The organism is Bartonella sp. B1098, from assembly GCF_944896145.1.
GTDB lineage: Bacteria > Pseudomonadota > Alphaproteobacteria > Rhizobiales > Rhizobiaceae > Bartonella.
The window spans coordinates 101903-116550 of the sequence record NZ_CALYLP010000003.1; the positions used below are offsets into that span (position 1 = coordinate 101903).

Consider the following 14648-nt stretch of genomic DNA (forward strand, 5'->3'; position numbering starts at 1 on the left):
CAATCACAGCATAAAAGATAGTCAGTATTTTAAAGACTTTGGAAAGGCTGTATCGTAACCCATCCGCTTATCAAAAGTGTTTTTCAATCACTTGATTATTTATATAACAAAATACGTATTTATTGTCAAATAATATTTTATCTTTTTTTGATATTTTTTATGATTTTTTTAATGCATTGTGTGCAAATATTTATCATATGCTTATGAATTGCTTCTTTTCTATTATATGCTTTTAAAGCTATATTATGGGCTTTCTTAAACGATTGCGTTATTTTTTGAATCTATACATTTATAATATTTAGAAACGCTCTCATCATGCGTATTTTTAACTTTATAACCTATCTTGTTTTTTACTAAATGGTTTTAAAGATTTCTGTTAATTTCTTTTTATAACACATTTGCAACTTAACAGCCTTTTATAGGAACTGTCTTTATAACCAATGTTTTTCATTTGCATTGTGATTATGAAAACCTGCTGTTTTCACGCTTTCTCTATACCTGTTATTGTTTTTATAACCATGGCATTATTTTCCATTTTCATAAGAGAAACGATAATAGAATAATTGTGATTTATAGCCTGTTATGAAAACATCTAAAGAGAGATTGCTAATTATAGAGATGAGCAAAATCCCTTTTAATAGACTTTTGTCAGTGTTGTCAGTTTTGTCAGTTTTGTCAGTTTTGTCAGTTAACTCTAGACCCTATATTATTTTTTTTAAATGAGAGAAAATTAAAAACAATATATTTCAATATGTTAATATTTTAATGATACAATCTATATCGACAATACAACCATAAATTCAACTCATAATATATATGTGTCAGTTATCTGTCAGTAAATTGAACTGACAAAATGATTATTTTAGTGAGTGATTAAAACGTGCTTTATGAAAAGCGCATGAAAGTGAAAACTGATTATATTTTCAAAATCCCTTTAATGTATTTTTATCACTTCACTTTAATAGATAAATTTATAATTTTAGAAAATGATTAAAACATGTCTTATGAAAGCATGTGATCCTTTAAAGCTTTTTAAAAGACAGCCTATAATCATAAGGCATGCTATTAAAATCATTATGGTTATGAGTTTTGAGTATTTTGAAGATTTTGAAGGTTCTTTTTACACCCCTTTATAATATTTTTTTTAAATCAAAAAATAAAAGTTATTATATTTCAATACCTTAATTTTTATTAAGTTTAAAAATAACAACCTATAGTGATATTATAAAGCTATAAACACAACTCATAATATATTTTGAAGGTGTTTTGAGAGTGTTAGAAACCTTCAAAACCTATAAGCAAAATGAATCTATGTAACTCTTTTTAAACAGAGCTTTTGAAAAGGATAAAGCTATCATTTGAGATTACGGTATAATCTCTTAAAGGCAATCCAAAAGAAGCGTATTCTATTTAAGATGGGATTTCTTAAAAGTCTTAAAGCAATCAAAATAAATGTGTCTAAAAGTGCAAAGCTTCTTTTTTTAGAATAACGCATATAAACACTTCTTTTAAGATTGTATCTAATCAACTTAACAAAGAGGTATAGATTATAATAGCTATATCCTATACCCCTTATGAGTTATAAGGTCTTATAAGCTTATTCAGTTTCTTTAATTTCTAATTTTGGTAAGTTCTTAACAATCTTCATTGTCTCTAAACTTACGGTAATAACCCTTTGAAACAATTCTAGAGGGTAGGCAGGGTTGCCAATGGTCTCAACAGCATAGCGATTGGCATCATTCACAATACCACTTTTTTTATCAGTCTTTACACATTGACGCCCCATAACCCATTCAAGAGCAGGTCTACCATTGACGATATAGTTATAAGCCTCTAGAGGGATATCTGTCATTGTGATGTTGCTGTTGTAAATAACCGTTGTTTTATCCTTTTCCTTACTATTCTTAATTTTTGCGAATTTCATTTCTGTAACATAGTAAAATTTCTCAAGATTAGAGATATCAGTTAATTTTGGATTGCCTTTTTTAAATGTGACTGGATAAGGTTCCACATCTTCATAATTCACGTGTAAATGACCTAATTCACGTCCTGCTGTAACAAATTTCCAAAAATCATCAGCAGTTTTTACACAAGGGATACGAGGGAGTTCTTTAGAGAGGTTATCAGCATACCGAGAACGATAATCTTCTGAGTGAAGTATACCGTAAATGTAATAAAAAATATCTTCTTTAGTTATATTCTCATTAGGATAAGCAGCTTTAAAATGTGCTAACCCCGCATCTGTAATGCCGTCACGAACTTTCTTTTTTGTTTCTGTAGCAAACAAACTATGATCATGATGTTTTTCCTCTTCACAATAGAGCATAAGTGGATAGCATCTTGCTTTGTCTAAAATATCTAAGTTTATTGGCTTATTAGTCATGATACATGAGAAACCTGATTGACTTCCTATTCCAGAAATACAAATCCCAAGATTATTAGGAATATCTGAATTAAAAAATTGATGTGTTTGTGCTAGCATATCATTGAGAAATGGTGATGTATAATGCCATATAGTCATAAATGGTCGATAAAGAACAAGAGCTTTTAAACGAGACTCAAATGTTGCTTCTATACCCCGTTTTAATTTAGAGATAAGGGAACTCGTCCAGCTAATCTTGCTAGAATCATAGTTAATAATTTTTTTTACAGATATAGATGAATTTTCAGTAACAAGACGTCTCTGTATATTAAAAAAATCAATTGTTTTTTGCACAGATATATCCAAAGCATCACTCGAAAAGTTATGAACCCAAGCATCTCTTTTTGATATTATACCAAGAGATACTTTTTCAAAAATTTTAGAATCTATAAGTGTACTTCTATCCCCCATAGGCATGAACTGATCAAACTCCCCTTTTCTTTGTTTTATCCAGTCATGTTGTTCATTAGGAGTGATCGCAATAAATTGTTTGGATTGTATTATTCCTTTTATACTTTTAAATTTATGCAATTGGTATAACTTTTTCTTGGTAGAAAAATCATCTCCAATATCATGATAGTAAATTTTACAAGACTGTTTATTATTAGGATTGCGTACAAAAATCGTTATAGCTATGCCATTTTGGCACCCAGAGCCAAAAACGTTTTGTCCTTCTTTTGATAGTTCTTTTGATTTTATGTTTTTTCGAATATCACCACGAAGATTGATGATGTAAATAGAAGAATATTCACTCTGTAAGCAATTCCGCATACCATCGGCAAATGTTTTATCTATCCATCCATTTCCAGAAATATAAGCCACAACACCACCTTGTGGACTTAAGCGATTACTAGCCCATTTGATCGCTCTAATGTAACTATCATAAAGATTACGACGGTTTGTTCTTACATTCGATTCCGCTGCATATGTATTTTTTATGTTTGTATCAAGCGTGTCATAACGTACATTTGGATTATTATCATTGGCATTTTTTTGCCCTACTGAATAAGGAGGGTTGCCAACAATAACTTGGATATCGGCTTCCTGCTGTTTTTTACACCGCTCTGAATTCTCAAACATATAGCGTGTGAAGAAATCTTTCTCCTCCAGCATCAAAAACGTATCAGTTAAACAAATCCCTTCAAAGGGTATATAATCTCCTTTCATAAGACTATGATAGGTCGCTTCAATATTAATGGCAGCTATGTAATAAGCTAAGAGAACAATTTCGTTGGCTTTGATTTCATTTCGGAACTTATATTCCATATCCTCTGGTTTTATGAGATTGGATTGTAAAAGTCGTGTAATAAAGGTCCCAGTTCCAGTAAAAGGGTCTAGAATAGAGACGCCTCGAGAACTTAAGCTTTGTCCAAACTCTTGCTCTAAAACATCATTGACGGAATGTAAGATAAAATCGACTATTTCAATGGGGGTATAAACAATTCCAAGTTTATCTGTTGTCTTTTTGAATGCCTTGGTAAAAAAATCTTCGTAAAGTTTAGTAATGAGATTTTGTTTTGCGCGCGTTTCAATAATACCTTCTGTATCCTCCTTTACACTTTGATAAAATTTATCAAGATCTTTGGCTTCGTCTTTGATATTCATCTTATCAAGTTCAGCTAAGATCTTTTCCATAGCTTGCGAGATGGCGTTTTTACTCACAAACTCATTTCCATCAAACAAGGATTCAAAAATAGGACGCGTCACAAGATGTTGCGCCAACATCTCAAGTGCATCTTCTTGCTCGATACTGTCATTTAAACCGTTCTTTAATTCCTTATGAAAAACATGAAAAGCACGATAAGCTTCACTCTTTTTATCAGCGAGTATGCTTTTAAGACGGATAATATGATTTTGTGCAATTGCCGCAACATTACCCGCCCAGTTTCCCCATTGATTAGCCTCCCCACATTTTCTGACAATGATTGGCTTAATAGCACGCGATAATTCATCAATATAAAAATCGAATTCTTCTTGTACTTCATACCTATGAGGGTTTTCATTCGCTACTGAACCAATATGGAGCCCAGCACTTTCAGACTTTGCATGGAAGGATAGTTCGTCAACAACTGCGGTCATTGCTTGTAAAGCAGGGTCAAAAGTTACCCCTACAATCTCAAACAGATGACGAACATCTTGGTCTAGTTCTAAGGCTTTCATTTTGTTTTTGAAGTTGTCATCATGAGCACGCAAAGCATTGAGAACTTGCCAGATGACATCATACTTTTTATTGTTTTCTAAAGCCTGTTGTGGTGGAATATTGAAGGGAATACCAACGGGTAAAATGATATAGCCTGTTGTTTTACCTTCTGCGCGACGCATCACACGCCCCACCGCTTGTATCACATCTACATGACTTTTACGCGGGTGTAAAAACATAACCGCATCAAGAGCGGGCACATCGACTCCTTCAGAAAGACAACGCACATTGGTGAGCACACGGCAGTTATTTTCATCTGTATCTTCTTTAAGCCAATCAAGTAATTTGTTACGCTCTTTACCATTAAAAGTCCCATCAATGTGCTTAACATCAAAGATAAGAGATGTCTTACTTTCAGGAACAAATTTATGATATTCATCAATAGCATCATTGAAAATCTCACTAACGCGTTCAGATGTATTGATATCTTTACAAAAAGCCAGAGAACGACGCATAGGTTTTATGCCATCGTCTTCCTTCTTTTCTATTTGAGCCAGTGCTTTGTAGCAGCCAATGATTTTGGTTGTATCATCAAGAATAAGTTCGGAATTTTTATCTTTAAGACGTTTCTGAATTGTTGCGTTGATAATTGCTTCATCAACAGCTAAGACGATAACTTTATAGGGTGCTAAAAGTTTATCTTGTAGAGCTTTTGAAAAAGTATAAGTGTAAAGATTTTTCCCATAGAGCGCTTCATCATCCATGGACGCCAGAACGGCATCGGATACGTCAGCCTTCTTTTTCAGCTTGTCAGTAAAGATCTTAGGGGTTGCTGTCATGTATAGACGTTTTTTACCTCGAATGATGCTGTTATCATGAACCTTGATAAATTCAGATTCATTGTCATCAGTTCCCAATGAAGCACCAGTCGTACGGTGTGCTTCATCACAAATAATCAGATCAAATTCTGGTAATCCATATTCCTTTTGCGCATCGGAAATCACTTGAATGGAATGATAGGTTGAAAAGATGACGGTCATTGCCTCTGCGAAGCTTTCACAAGCTTCTTTGGCAAGGGCTTTTGCATCTGTTGTAGCAGGAAGAACAAGATCTGATGTTTCCATGCCAACAAGATCATCTTGGTTTTTACGACGCTTTCCTACTTTTGTATCCGAACACACCGCAAAGGAACGCAAGGGGATTTGTGTGTCCAGTGTCCATTCACGGATTGTTTGTGAGACTAAAGCAAGAGAAGGCACTAAAAACAAAACACGCTTGCCTTTTCCCGCTATGGTCTCTGCTATCTTAAGGCTTGTGAACGTTTTGCCTGTTCCACATGCCATAATTAGCTTGCCACGGTCTGCTTCTTTTAAACCTTCACAGACTTTCTTGATGGCTTCTTTCTGATGGGGACGAGGTTCTTTTGTAACTTTCAGAACAACTTCTTGTTTTGTTGCAAATATTTGCCAATCTATACGACTGTTTTCCATATGCCGAAGGTCAATGCGATAAACGGGTATCGCTTGTCCTTTAATCATGGCATTCACATTGTCACTTAATTCACTTTCAGTGCTATCAACGAGAAGGCGATATTTAAAGATGTCTTTTCCAGAGGCTGCGATAAAGCTATCAATATCCTTTTTACTGATCTGATGGTCAGCTTTATAAAACTTACATTGAATAGCCACATAGCCTTCTTGATTGCGAAGTTTTGCAACCAGATCAATGCCGATATCATTTTTATTCCAATCTTTACGCTCTTTAGCCCATTCAAAATAGCTTTCAACCTTTTCATAGCGTCCATAATGGATAGGGTCATGCATAAGATATTTGCTAACAAAATCTTCAAAAATTTTTCCCTTTTTAGCATTTGAAGTTGCTTGTTGACGATAATATTCCAACAGAGAGCGTAGAGTGACGTGTTTATTATCAGACTTAACAGATTGCAGCATATTACAATAAAAATCCCTTGTCTTATAAGATGATCAATAACCATCAAAAGAATCAAAACGAATTCAATTAAATGCGTTTAAAACAAATATCGATAAAAATGGGAAAAAACTGCTAAAAAGCCGATAATTTTTTCAAAAGAGTTTTTAAAAGGATACTTATCAACAGCCTATGAGAAAGATCAGATCAGCAAAATAGTGAAATTTGCTATTCATTTGATGTGTTAATCAAGACAGATGCAATACGTTCTTTTAAAATATCATAATGATTATTTTGATAAGTTTTATAAATCATTGAAAAGGGCATTTGTGTCAGTTCAATTTACTGACAGATAACTGACAGGTTTTAATCAATTTACATCATTGGTTATTTTTAAAGATTGCACCATTGATATGAGTTGTGTTTTAAAGTCATTAATCTATTGAAATATAATAACTTTTATTTTTGATTAAAAAATATATAGAAAGGGGGGGCTAAAAAGAACTGACAAGACTGACAGCACTGACAAAACTCTTTTTACAAAGTCATTCAGATCATTTTTTTTGGAAAAAAATTACTTAATGAGAATGCTATAAAAAGAGTTTTGTGTGATTGTTTTAAAAACTTCAAAAGAGGTGTTATTGTTTTATGCTGTTGTTTTTGACCAAAGGATGCCATTCATAATAGGCGCTAGGGTGTCCACTTGTCTGATGTGTTATAAACTTTTTTCGCAGGTGATTAGAACGACATAAAAGCTCTAAAGCTTGCTTCACAGCTTCTTTATCTTTTAAAGAACTCCAACATCGTCTATAGATATCCCTTGCCGTAAAAACATCGGGTAAACAATCACAGCGTTCGACAATCAATTTTGCACGCTCTGCTGTTAATGTATCCCCCGCTGCGTAAAGACGTTTCGCATGACTTATCAGATATTTTTCCCAACGCAACGCTGTTGTGATAGCATAGAGACCAATTTCAAAACCACCACTGTCAAGAAGTTCAAAAATCAACGCAAGGCTTGCTATAGTCTTTGGCATTTTTAAAACATGCGATTGTAAGCTTTTTGAGTGAGTATCTCTCTTTATAGCTTTCTATTAAAGGAAAAAACAAAAAAGAAATAATACTAACCATTTCAGATTTTCATAATGAAGAAAATTTTTTAGTTTTTCTGTTAGTGATGAAAATGTATTTCAAACAATAATGAATATGTTTTCAATTAATTTAAGAGATCCATAATTACATTTTGAATACGAATTTGGCGTATACAAAGATGACTTTAGACTTAGCTAAATATTGCTATGAAGAATACAAATAGAACTAAGAAAATGAGAAATGAAGTTTTTTGATTGGATAGAGAAAGAAATTAGGACGATTATATTCAGCAGGGATATTTTCATTTAGCTATTACTTTTAAAGATGTGTGAATAAATTAATGTAAAAAGCTTTGTTATGAGTAGGCTATTGAGTTAGAAATCTATACCAATCGCTTTGGCTTGCATCTTTTCGTAGAGTTTTTGCATTGCCTTGATATTTTCTCTTCGTGCATCAATGATAGATTTTTCAATGTCTGTTAAACGCGCTTTATCCAGATTTCCTAGCCTTGCATAATGGGATGCCATTGCTTGACGTGCTTCATCATAAGGCAAACCACCTTTCCGATTTTTAGATAAACTATAAGCTTCATTTATCACCTCATATTTCTTAGGATTTTCTACAAATGCTACATGCTTCTTAATAGTATCAATTTCAGTCAACGCTGTTTTAAGACTACTAATCATAGACTTGCTATTTCCATACTTAACCAAATCATTTGCTAGGATGTAACGTTCCTCCTCGAGGAGCAACAATAAATCTCCACTTTTACCAATATCGCGTATATAATTGTACAAATGTTTTCGCGCACTTTGCAATTTTTTGGTAGTTAATGCAGCATTAGAAATCTGTGTACGTGCATCTTCTAACGCTATAATTTGTTTTATCCTATCAGAAATGATAGCCTCCTATCACAACGTCTTTGTCTAACCAATCTGGACCATATTTTTCATCAGCATTTTTTGTAGAAAATCCCATATCACGAATAAATTGTGCTCCATTATGATGCTTAAGATTCAGAAGTGTATGAGCAGGTAGTTCAACCATTGCTAGCCATTCCCATACTGCTTGACCATCATTAGCTTTCTCTGCTGCTTCTGCTTCAGAAAGATAGATACTATCTAAGCCTAACCCGCCTGCTCGTAACTCTTCACGTTCAGCATCTGTCATATAACTTTTGGGTAATTTCTTTTGCATAGGAAATTCCTTTCTGTAATCGTCTTGAAATATTAATCTAATGGTTAAATTTGATCAATCAAATTTCCTATGAATTTTTCAATTTGTTGTTTGACATGAAAATAAGATAGCTGTTGATTATCTTTAATCATTTTGATTGTTTGTATCAAAGAAAATTATCGCATTTTCTGATACTAAGATTACACTTAATTGACAACATAAGGATGGACAAGGCTTTTCATTTTCACACGATGATTATCGATAGCAGAGTCCGTCCTATAATGTCTTCTTATATAAATGCTTGGGGCATCACAAATGCCTTGCATGGGATTTGGTATGGGCGTTATGAACTTGCCCGTTGTCCAGCTCATGATGATCAATTGACTAGCTTATCCAGTGAATAAATTAGCATATCTTATAAGTTAGATTCACTAGCAACTTTAAGAGTTTATAAAACGACAAGAAAAGAATCAGCTATACAAGAAAACTCAGTATCAATAACAATCCCCCTGCTCTGTTCTTTTGATTAAAGTATCAAGCTTACGTTTGCACCAATCTTTTCTTCTGTTTATAGTTTCTCTTTCAATATGGAGTGGAGAAAAATCTTTTTTGTTAGTATATTCTAACAATCCAAATTTTTGATTGTCTGTATTTTATCATCATGAGAATCCGTAAATAAGCGTAAAATTTTGTCATGTTCAATAAAGACGACAAGTTTTTTTTATGCCGCATCACTTTGACGTTGCTGTTTTGCTTGTTCGATGACATTAGTAAGATCCGATTGTAACCAACGGGATAAAAAACCAAATTTTAAAGGTTTTGGAAGAGAGCCATTGGTCACATGACGGCGGAAAGTTGAGACACTCATATGAAGCAATTTTGCACTTTCACGGTCTGTTAAAAGAATATCGTTTTCTGTCATAGTAAAATCCTTTCAAATATTAAAAAATGAGAACAAATCATAAGCATTTATTAAACACATTTTGGTTTATTTTTGAAGGTATTTTATTCATAGAAAACAGTATTTTATTATACATTTTCTCATGTGATAATTTATGAGTTTAATTGAGACGATATGAGAAAACAGAGAGATAAAGTTATCCACAGATAATGGGGTATTACACCCCATATCTTAAGATTGACCTGTGACATAAGCCGCCCATTTATCCATATAGACACGACGCTGTTCTAAATAATCTGTACGACGATAAGCACGCTCTACTTGCCCCCCAACCGTATGAACTAGAATGGTTTCAGCGACCTCATAGGGGGCATCGGTTGTTTCAGCAAGCCAATCGCGTAAACTAGAACGAAATCCATGCGGACAGGCTTCAAGTTTATTTTTTCTCATATACCAAACCATCATCGTATGTGAAAGAGGACCACGACCGGTAGGAGAAAAAAGAAAATCACTTTTAGAAATACAACGAGCTTGTTCAATAATTTTCAGTGCTTCTTTTGATAAGGGGACGCGAAATTCTGTTGTAGCATCACGCCTTCCTTTCATGTTTTCAGCAGGGATAGTCCAGACATCATCTTCAATTTGATCTTCACTAATATGACGCAAAGGATTGGTACGAACTCCTGTAAGTATAAGCAAACGCAAAGCCAGTTGTGTTAGGTTTGTTGTTTGGCAAAGTGTTTTATAAAAGGCAGGGACATCTTTCCAATCCATTGCAGGCATGTTTTGTGTTTTATGACGTTGTTTGCCTAAGAGCGCGCGTGCTTTTTCTGTTGCTTGTAAATCAACATTCAATCCCAGAGCAGTCGCATGTTTGAGACAAAGATTAAGACGATTAAGAGCTCTACGAGCTGTTCCAGCTTTTGTATGCCAGATAGAGCAAGGATATTGCGTATCTCTGTTTGGGTAATCTCAGAAACGGGTAGACAGCCTAATTTGGGGAGAATATGAAGACGTAATGGTAAAAACCAATGTCCGTCTTTACCGTCACCTTTTAATTCAGCTTTACGAGTTTCAAAAGTATCTACGGCAATATCTTTTAAATAATGGAGATTGCTTATTGCCTCACGCTTTTGTTTATCGCGTTCTTTAATAGGATCACGACCTTCACGTAAAACAGAACGCCATTGGTTTACAGTTTCACGGGCTTGTTTTAAAGAAACATCTCTTAAAGCACCCAAGCCCATTTCACGGCGCCGCCCGTGAAGGGTATAACGGTAAATCCATTGAGCACCACCATCTTTACGCTTATGGAGTAACAAGCCGGCACCATCGTTATATTTGCCAGCCCCCAATGTTGCAACAGACCTTGCATTAAGACGGTTCATAAGGACCATTTTTACTCCTTTCTTATACAAATTTAATCCACATACTCATCCCGCTTGTTATGTGCAAATGAGTGGTTTTGATTGATGCAACATAAACAGATTTGAAATGAGAGAATCTTACGATATTCGGGATTCTTATTCAATATGAATAACGCTAGATTATCATTATAAATCAATATCTTGTAGACATGAGATGGGGAATTGAACATGAAGAAGATGCCTTGAGAGAATATGCATTCATTTATGATACTGAAGTCACAAGGTGCGGCTTTATTCAACACCCCACAATAAAAATGGCGGGGGCTAGCCCTGATGGTCTGATTGATGAAGATGGGTTAATCGAAATCAAATGTCCTAGATCGACTAATCATATGCGGTTCATTATCGATAACGAAATCAAACCAGAATATCTCGCACAAATGCAGTTTCAAATGGCTTGTACGGGGCGCAAATGGTGTGATTTTATCAGTTATGACCCACGTTTTACGGGCGATTCATCTCTCTTTCGTATGAAAATCAAACGTATCCACCGTGATGAAAAGAAAATTGAAGAGATTAATCAAGCGGTTGAAAGCTTTTTAGCAGAAATAGAACGAGAGATACAAAGAATCTCAACAAAAGCCGCCTGAACTTTTGGGGGGCTTTGTTCTCGCATATTCCCTAGCTCCCACCCATTTGCATAAGGAAATTAAACATGTGTAATACCAAAGATGAGAAGCCTTGTTTTTTTACCATTGGTTATGAAGGAAAATCACTAGACCATTATCTGAATTGCCTCATAGAAAACAATGTTAAAACTTTGTGTAATGTTCGTAAAAATCCAATAAGTAGAAAACATGGTTTTTCAAAAAGGCAATTAGAGAAAGCTGTAAGCAACATTGGCATTGAATATATACACTTGCCTGAACTTGGAATTGCCTCTGAAAAAAGACGCAATCTGAAAACACGAGAAGATTATGAACATCTTTTTGAAGATTATCAAAATACAACTCTTAAGGATAATCTTCATGCAATAGAAAAATTATACCAGATTTTTTTAGATAAAAAACGTGTTGCTATTACTTGTTTTGAATCTGATGTGTGCATGTGTCATAGGGGAGAAATTACGACGGCTATTACACAACTAACAAATTGGAAATATGAAATTAAGCATATCTAACACATAACTTGCAATTTTTTAAACTGAAGGTGTTCTATAACACCTCTATCTCCACCCTTTCCTAACAATTTTCAATCAATTCGTGATTCACGATACGAGTGAATTGCATCTTAAATGTAAGGAGAAAAGAATGGCGCCTCGTCCTGCTACCATAACGCAACCAGCTATTGCACGCGCTTTAAGAGAAGCAAAAAAGCAAGGGTGTGAACTCATAGAAATAAAGCCAACCGGTGAACTGCTTATCTATCTTAAATCCGATATCCCAATACCAAACTCAACAACACACCCAGACAAACTTTTAGATTTCTCCACCAATGAATATTACGAAACCGCGCTCTCTAAGATGTAAAATACCATGCCTAAACCACGCCCTCCTCATCTTGTCAAAGAAGTCACACGTCATGGTAGAATTATATGGTATGTACGCATTGGTCATGGAAAACGCATTAGAATCCGCGGAACCTATGGAACACAAGAGTTTGTTGATAAATACAAAAGCGCACTTGCCGAATTGCAAGGGCTTATACTTCCTAAATCCAAAACCGGTAAACTTACTGAAGGTTCGTTTGCATGGCTGCTTAAGCAGTATTTAAACAGCTCTAATTGGCATAGTTACTCTAATACGACAAAGAAACAAAAAGAATACATTCTTATGAAGGTGTGCGATACAATAGGCAACGTTCCATACCAAGCAATTGAAAAGAAACATATCATAGCCGGTGTTGAACGACGTAAAGAAACGCCAGCAATGGCTATAAGCTTTCTGAAAGCCCTTAATGGACTTTTTAATTGGGCGATTGACCAAGATCTTTTAGAAAATAATCCAGCTTTAGGCATTAAAAGACCAGTCCTTAACAACAAAGATGGGTTTGCTGTTTGGACAGAAGAAGATGTCGAAAAGTATTATCAAAAATGGCATCATGGTACCCATGAACGTGTCTGGATTGATGTTCTTTTATATACGGGTTTGCGTCGTGGTGATGCCGTTCGCATTGGTTGGAAAGATGTAAAAGATAATATTATTCATCTCAAAACAGAAAAAAGCAAATTTCAAACAGATGTTTTTCTTCCGATTTTGCCTGAATTAGCCGAAACCCTTAAAATTGGTCCTATTGGTGATGAAACATTCATCTGTAGTAAAACTAATAAAAAACTCGTCAAAGAAAGTTTTGGCGATGCATTTAGAGAGGCTTGTTATACAGCAGGCATTAAAAAATCAGCCCATGGTTTAAGAAAATTAGCAGCAACACGCGCAGCTAATTCTGGGGCAACAGTATCACAACTGAAAGCACTCTTTGGCTGGACAAATGATGCTATGGCATCTCTTTACACAAAGAGCGCAGATCGTAAAAGATTAGCTCTTGAAGCTATAAAAAAGCTCCAAAAAAGTTAGGGATAGAGGAAAAAAAACGTAATAGAATCAAGATTCACCTATTCCCTTATATTAGACATAACTATTTTATTTTACTTGCTTTTTATATACATCATTCATGAGAGTCGGTGTGAAATAGGCTTTTAGGAGTTTTAAGGGCTGTCTCTTTAAAACCAACGCAATAAATATACCATACAATGGTGCTCTGTTCTTCACATGGTATTCCTAAAACAATGATCACCTTAAATTGTATGCGTTTGAGAACATTAGATCTTATCGCATAACATTTTAGTGTAATCGTTATTCAAGACTAAAATAGCTCTCGCATGAGGTACAAACGAGAAAAAACGTTTGAAAATATAAATGCGAAATCTAATAACTTAAATCTAAGATACCATTCATCTTCATTCATAATTCAAACGAATATCTACAAGATAACCTATAAATACGCAGCATAGATTCTTAAACCGATAAAACTAAGTAAACCATAAATTGCTGAAATCTATAGCCTTACCTTGAGAAAAAATGATAACCACACTCAACCAGATTGGCAATAAATGTATCGCATTGAAAAAATATCTTATCTGCGTAGCACCCACAGCCTCTTTTTATACCAAAAGACTCTAAATCGTAATGCGCTATAAGGTACAGCTTTCAATATAAGAAGACACCCTTCATCCCTAAGAATAGGTCTCTAAACTTCATCATAAACAGATAGCATTTTTATTCTTCAATATCCCATAAAATATTTCCAAATAGAATCGACCATGCCTTGAAAACCAATCTTACCAAAGATCATACTGAAAAACGTCATAATATTATTCATAAAAAAATTTAAAGTAGATATTTTTGCGCAATTTTACCGGTATTAGCCGCAACGCTTAAACCTCATCTAAGGAAAATAGTGCATTCATTTTTAGAAAAATGGAAAGAAGCCCATAAAAAGAAAGTTTTAGTAATCTGTTTTCTAAAGCATGGAATGCGGCTGTATTAAAAAAAAATCGGCAATGGGTAAAAAATGACCAGCAATACGTGGTAAGCAAATACAGGAGCTACTATATCACAGCTT

Annotated in this window: 9 protein-coding genes and 2 pseudogenes; 5 read left to right on the forward strand and 6 right to left on the reverse strand. The window is 34.4% G+C overall.

Annotation, left to right across the window (positions count from 1 at the left end; translation table 11 throughout):
* Nucleotides 1-1597: 1597 nt before the first annotated feature.
* From NNJ85_RS04855 to NNJ85_RS04870, 4 genes are all read right to left on the reverse strand, one after another.
* The gene (locus NNJ85_RS04855; RefSeq protein ID WP_254474085.1) at nucleotides 1598-6514 is read right to left on the reverse strand and encodes a type ISP restriction/modification enzyme; all 4917 of its coding nucleotides are present in this window, start codon (nucleotides 6512-6514) and stop codon (nucleotides 1598-1600) included.
* A 615-nt stretch (nucleotides 6515-7129) separates the two neighbouring features.
* Nucleotides 7130-7576, reverse strand: coding sequence for a DUF3987 domain-containing protein (locus tag NNJ85_RS04860; protein WP_371923333.1), 447 nt, complete (start codon nucleotides 7574-7576; stop codon nucleotides 7130-7132).
* A 381-nt stretch (nucleotides 7577-7957) separates the two neighbouring features.
* On the reverse strand, nucleotides 7958-8269 hold the full coding sequence (locus tag NNJ85_RS04865) for a hypothetical protein (protein ID WP_254474087.1): 312 nt from the start codon (nucleotides 8267-8269) through the stop codon (nucleotides 7958-7960).
* A 205-nt stretch (nucleotides 8270-8474) separates the two neighbouring features.
* Entirely contained in the window at nucleotides 8475-8780 is a 306-nt protein-coding gene (locus NNJ85_RS04870; RefSeq protein WP_254474094.1) for a hypothetical protein, read from the reverse strand.
* Between the two features lie 260 nt (nucleotides 8781-9040).
* On the opposite strand from NNJ85_RS04870, the gene NNJ85_RS09655 reads away from it, so the two are divergent.
* Nucleotides 9041-9163: a hypothetical protein gene (locus NNJ85_RS09655; protein WP_256481011.1), complete on the forward strand. Its 123-nt coding sequence runs from the start codon at nucleotides 9041-9043 to the stop codon at nucleotides 9161-9163.
* Between the two features lie 317 nt (nucleotides 9164-9480).
* Here the strand turns inward: NNJ85_RS09655 and NNJ85_RS04875 are convergent, their stop codons facing one another.
* Complete coding sequence (locus tag NNJ85_RS04875; RefSeq protein ID WP_254474096.1) at nucleotides 9481-9681, reverse strand: AlpA family transcriptional regulator; 201 nt, start codon at nucleotides 9679-9681, stop codon at nucleotides 9481-9483.
* A 210-nt stretch (nucleotides 9682-9891) separates the two neighbouring features.
* Nucleotides 9892-11057: pseudogene (locus NNJ85_RS04880) on the reverse strand (tyrosine-type recombinase/integrase).
* A gap of 176 nt (nucleotides 11058-11233) precedes the next feature.
* On the opposite strand from NNJ85_RS04880, the pseudogene NNJ85_RS04885 reads away from it, so the two are divergent.
* The 4 genes and pseudogenes from NNJ85_RS04885 to NNJ85_RS04900 all read left to right on the forward strand — a co-directional run.
* A pseudogene (locus tag NNJ85_RS04885) lies at nucleotides 11234-11677 on the forward strand (lambda exonuclease family protein); the annotation flags it as partial.
* A gap of 65 nt (nucleotides 11678-11742) precedes the next feature.
* The gene (locus NNJ85_RS04890) at nucleotides 11743-12207 is read left to right on the forward strand and encodes a DUF488 family protein (protein WP_254473289.1); all 465 of its coding nucleotides are present in this window, start codon (nucleotides 11743-11745) and stop codon (nucleotides 12205-12207) included.
* A 130-nt stretch (nucleotides 12208-12337) separates the two neighbouring features.
* The gene (locus tag NNJ85_RS04895) at nucleotides 12338-12556 is read left to right on the forward strand and encodes a hypothetical protein (protein ID WP_254472629.1); all 219 of its coding nucleotides are present in this window, start codon (nucleotides 12338-12340) and stop codon (nucleotides 12554-12556) included.
* Nucleotides 12557-12562: 6 nt separating this feature from the next.
* Nucleotides 12563-13600: a tyrosine-type recombinase/integrase gene (locus tag NNJ85_RS04900; RefSeq protein ID WP_254472631.1), complete on the forward strand. Its 1038-nt coding sequence runs from the start codon at nucleotides 12563-12565 to the stop codon at nucleotides 13598-13600.
* The last annotated feature ends 1048 nt before the right edge of the window (nucleotides 13601-14648 follow it).